The organism is Leptolyngbya sp. FACHB-36, from assembly GCF_014695955.1.
In the GTDB taxonomy this organism is placed as follows: Bacteria; Cyanobacteriota; Cyanobacteriia; order Leptolyngbyales; family Leptolyngbyaceae; genus FACHB-36.
In genome coordinates, this window is record NZ_JACJPG010000373.1 from 1 (window position 1) to 3285 (window position 3285).

Below are 3285 nucleotides of genomic sequence, written 5' to 3' on the forward strand. Positions count from 1 at the left end.
GTGCGATCGGTGGCGTAGGGGTTAATCACAGCCCCGTACGACTCACTAATGCCGTCGTAGGAAAACGCCCATGTACTCATGTTTGCCTTGCCGAGAATGATTGCCCCAGCCTCGCGCAGTTGCTTAACTGAGAATGCATCCTCTGTCGCAATTAATGATTCGAGTACCTCTACTCCGTTGCTGGTTGGCAGTCCTTTGACGTTGAACGAATCTTTGATCAGAACAGGAATGCCATGCAGTGGACCTAAAACGGTGCCGGATGCTCGCAGGGCGTCGAGTTCTGCGGCTTCATCCAAGGCGTTAGGATTCAGGTAAGCGATCGAATTTAACGCAGGACCTTCAATGTCGTAGGCAGCAATCCGGCTGACGTAGAGCTGTGTTAAGTCATAACTCGTTAACGCACCCGATTTAAATGCTTGATTGACATCTGCAATAGTCGCAGTGGTCAAAGAAAAGGTCGCTGATTCCGTAGCCGTTTGCGATAGATTGAACATGGTAGATGACTGCTGTAGCAGAAAGATCTGCATCGCCTAGTTGCCTGGATTACCGTAATTAATCTCGCTTAAATTTTTTGTAACCTCAGACACAGAGTTAGCAGCCAGGTAATTTTTGGTATACCTTTAATCGAGTAAAAAAAGATTTGCCAAAGAGTTTATGAAGGACAGATTGATTAGTCGTAAAGCAAGTAGAGTATCTAAATTTATTAGAGCGATCGGACTTAGCACAGCTTTATTAACGACTCTTCTATTCAGCGGGAATAGTTTCAGTAAAACTGTTTCAGCTTCAGCCCCGCAGACTTCACTAGCTTCATTGGCAAACCTATCTGGCACACTCACTTACCCCTCCACAACACGGTTGCCGCCTGACGCAGTTGCTTACGTAACGCTGGTAGATGTGTCCCCTCGCCAAGACACTTCTGGAGGAATGATTGCTAGACAAATTTTGAGCAACCTCGGTTCAGCGCCAGTTTCGTTTCAGATGAACTACGATCGCAAAAAAATTTGTGCGGATTGCAGTTACGCCATTCAAGCCCAGATTGTGGTTAAGGGCAAAGTGCTGTTTCGTAACGCGTCAGCCTATCCTGTTCTCACACGCGGAAACCCCAGCATTGTTAACATCTTGCTTAAGCCTGTGTAGGGTAGAAAATATTACGGTGATAGTCGAGAGTTTAGACCTTCGGTTTGCAAACCTCGGAGGTCTTGGAGCGCTTAGAACTACATCGCAGTTCACCTATCTGCCAGTTAGTCGATCGAGTCGATTCCGAATCGCCAAGTCAATCACAGAGCGGAGCAGCGCCAGCGCTCCTAACCCAGATAGCGCAAACGCGACGATCGCCCACGTCTGGTAGGAGCCAACCAGAAGAATGACACCGGACAACAAACTAAACCCTACTAGGCACGCATAGAGCAGGCTGCGGATAGCAAGCTGGATGCTGCGGAGGGCGCGCTCTGTTTCGAGCGATCGCACCCGAATCTGCAACTCCCCCTGCTCTAGCCGCTCCTCCAAGCGTAGAACGAGACGTTCGATCGGGCTAGGTTGACGCAGTTTATAGGCGACAAACTCCCTAGCTTGTCTGGCGAGTTCTCCAAGGCTGCTGCCTTGACCCTTCAGAGTGGTGAGGCTAGTGACGAACGGCTTTGCACAGGCCATCAAGTTGTAGTGGGGGTCAAGCGTTCGGGCAACGCCATCTAACGTTGTCAGCGCCTTGAGAATAAAGGTCATCTTGGCAGGCAAGCGAAACGGCTGCTGCTCAAACAGCGCGTAAACCTCTTTGCGCACCTGATTAAACTCTTGCAGCTCAACAGGTTTCTCCGTGAACTTATCCAAGACAAACCGCAGCACTCGCCGTACTGGGGTCATATCCGAGACGGGTTCAATTAGCCCCATCGTGGTCAGCGTTTCCAGAACTTGATCGGTGTCTTTCCGTAAGATGGCGAAGAACGTCTGGATCATCTGGTCCCGATCGACGCCCTTGATTTCTGCCATCATGCCGAAATCGTAGAAGATCAAGCAGCCATCTTGCGTCACCGCCATATTGCCAGGGTGCGGGTCCGCTTGAAAAAAGCCGTCCTGCAAAAGCTGTTTCAGGTAGGAGCAAATCCCAAGCTGATTGATTTCTTTAACGTTAATGCCGCACGCTTCCAAGCTCTTGCGATCGTTAATCTTAATTCCCGGCAGATACTCCATGGTCAAGACTTTGCGGGTGGTGTACTTGGGGTAGACCTTGGGAGCAAGAATGCGGGGGTAGTCGCGAAAGTTATGGCGGAAGCGATCGGCGTTGATGGCTTCTTGAATGTAGTCAATTTCCTGATAGAGGATTTGGGAAAACTCGTGATAGATCGCTTCAATGTCGTACTGCTTCGTCCAGGGTAAGTAGCGCTGACAGAACCGTACCAGCCGCCCCAGCACCCGAAAATCGAGATCAAACAGGACATCTAGTCCGGGACGCTGCACCTTCACAACAACGTCTTCTCCGGTATGCAGGCGCGCTTTGTGAACTTGCCCTAGGCTGGCAGCGGCGATCGGGACCGGATCAAACTCGCGGTACAGAGTGTAGAGCGTGCTGCCAAGCTCTGACTCAATGATGGTAATGGCTTCGTCTGCGCTGAACTCTGGCACCCGGTCTTGAAGCTGCCCCAGCGCCTGCACGTATTCCAACGGCAGCAGATCGGCGCGGGTAGACAGCGCTTGCCCAATCTTAACGAACGTGGGACCCAGATCCAGCAACGTCCCTACAAGCCACTGCGCTCGGCGGTTCCGATGGCTCGGCGATCGACGAGGAACAGCGCTGTCCAACCATAAATAAAATCCGAACTGCGCCGCCGAAACAACAATATCGGTCTGACGCGCTCGCAAGGAATTTTTGGAGCGTTGCCAGCGGGGAGGCTTGTAGGGTAAGGTTCTGAGCATACGAGCAGCGATTTCGGTTTAGTTTACCCGCCCACAGTCTTCAGTAACACAATAGACGAGATCGCCGTCTGTACAGTCCCTAACCGAGTCGAATTGACGGTGACTGGGGGCGATCGTACGAAAGAATAGACCTAGTTGCTCATCGTGTCTTACTTCCATGCTCTCTTATTCCTCACGTTGGAGTGCCTGCAAAAACGGCACGATCGCCATCGCCAATTCATCGGCGTACTTCTGAGGCAGCGCATGATCGGCATCGGGAAACACGACGAGTTTGGCATTGGGAATTCGGTTGGCGTAGGTTTCGCTGTGCCAGAGCGGGATGGTTTCGTCTCGATCGCCCGTCATCACCAGAGTCGGAGTTTGCACGCGATGGAT

The 3285-nt window shown here is 51.5% G+C and carries 4 protein-coding genes; 1 reads left to right on the forward strand and 3 read right to left on the reverse strand.

The genetic code is table 11. The features are described from left to right. A partial coding sequence (locus H6F43_RS10450; RefSeq protein ID WP_190342714.1) for an amidase occupies window positions 1-449 on the reverse strand: 449 nt, incomplete at its 3' end. A gap of 361 nt (window positions 450-810) precedes the next feature. On the opposite strand from H6F43_RS10450, the gene H6F43_RS10455 reads away from it, so the two are divergent. Beyond that, window positions 811-1137, forward strand: coding sequence for a YbaY family lipoprotein (locus H6F43_RS10455; protein ID WP_190342715.1), 327 nt, complete (start codon window positions 811-813; stop codon window positions 1135-1137). 93 nt (window positions 1138-1230) lie between these two features. On the opposite strand, the gene H6F43_RS10460 is transcribed toward H6F43_RS10455, so the two are convergent. Further along, complete coding sequence (locus tag H6F43_RS10460; protein ID WP_190342716.1) at window positions 1231-2910, reverse strand: AarF/ABC1/UbiB kinase family protein; 1680 nt, start codon at window positions 2908-2910, stop codon at window positions 1231-1233. A 165-nt stretch (window positions 2911-3075) separates the two neighbouring features. Further along, a partial coding sequence (locus H6F43_RS10465; protein ID WP_190342717.1) for an alpha/beta hydrolase occupies window positions 3076-3285 on the reverse strand: 210 nt, incomplete at its 5' end.

Coding starts and splice junctions, on each gene's coding strand:
- H6F43_RS10460 (WP_190342716.1), bottom strand. CDS start 2,910: ATGCTCAGAACCTTACCCTACAAGCCTCCCCGCTGGCAACGCTCCAAA.